This is a genomic window from Streptomyces sp. GbtcB6, assembly GCF_019091475.1.
Lineage (GTDB): Bacteria > Actinomycetota > Actinomycetes > Streptomycetales > Streptomycetaceae > Streptomyces > Streptomyces hyaluromycini.
Map to the genome: position 1 here is coordinate 1,679 of NZ_JAGXJL010000003.1, position 1,314 is coordinate 2,992.

General features: G+C 57.0%; 1 rRNA gene (running past one end of the window). It reads left to right on the plus strand.

Going from position 1 to position 1,314, the window contains the following annotated elements:
- The first annotated feature begins 57 nt into the window (after nucleotides 1-57).
- A 23S ribosomal RNA gene (locus KVT45_RS05335) occupies nucleotides 58-1,314 on the plus strand; it runs 1,272 nt beyond the window's last position.

Sequence of the window (1,314 nt, forward strand, 5' to 3'; positions counted from 1 at the left end):
GGGGTGATGGGTGGCTGGTCGTTGTTTGAGAACTGCACAGTGGACGCGAGCATCTGTGGCCAAGTTTTTAAGGGCGCACGGTGGATGCCTTGGCACCAGGAACCGATGAAGGACGTGGGAGGCCACGATAGTCCCCGGGGAGTCGTCAACCAGGCTTTGATCCGGGGGTTTCCGAATGGGGAAACCCGGCAGTCGTCATGGGCTGTCACCCGCTGCTGAACACATAGGCAGTGTGGAGGGAACGAGGGGAAGTGAAACATCTCAGTACCCTCAGGAAGAGAAAACAACCGTGATTCCGGGAGTAGTGGCGAGCGAAACCGGATGAGGCCAAACCGTATACGTGTGAGACCCGGCAGGGGTTGCGTATGCGGGGTTGTGGGATCTCTCTTCTGTCGTCTGCCGGCGGCAGGACGAGTCAGAAACCGTTGATGTAGGCGAAGGACATGCGAAAGGTCCGGCGTAGAGGGTAAGACCCCCGTAGTCGAAACATCAGCGGCTCGTTTGAGAGACACCCAAGTAGCACGGGGCCCGAGAAATCCCGTGTGAATCTGGCGGGACCACCCGCTAAGCCTAAATATTCCCTGGTGACCGATAGCGGATAGTACCGTGAGGGAATGGTGAAAAGTACCGCGGGAGCGGAGTGAAATAGTACCTGAAACCGTGTGCCTACAAGCCGTGGGAGCATCCTTGTGGTGTGACTGCGTGCCTTTTGAAGAATGAGCCTGCGAGTTTGCGGTGTGTTGCGAGGTTAACCCGTGTGGGGTAGCCGTAGCGAAAGCGAGTCCGAAGAGGGCGTTTTAGTAGCACGCTCAAGACCCGAAGCGGAGTGATCTAGCCATGGGCAGGTTGAAGCGGAGGTAAGACTTCGTGGAGGACCGAACCCACCAGGGTTGAAAACCTGGGGGATGACCTGTGGTTAGGGGTGAAAGGCCAATCAAACTCCGTGATAGCTGGTTCTCCCCGAAATGCATTTAGGTGCAGCGTCGTGTGTTTCTTGCCGGAGGTAGAGCACTGGATAGGCGATGGGCCCTACCGGGTTACTGACCTTAGCCAAACTCCGAATGCCGGTAAGTGAGAGCGCGGCAGTGAGACTGTGGGGGATAAGCTCCATGGTCGAGAGGGAAACAGCCCAGAGCATCGACTAAGGCCCCTAAGCGTACGCTAAGTGGGAAAGGATGTGGAGTCGCAGAGACAACCAGGAGGTTGGCTTAGAAGCAGCCACCCTTGAAAGAGTGCGTAATAGCTCACTGGTCTAGTGATTCCGCGCCGACAATGTAGCGGGGCTCAAGCGTACCGCCGAAGTCGTGTCATTGC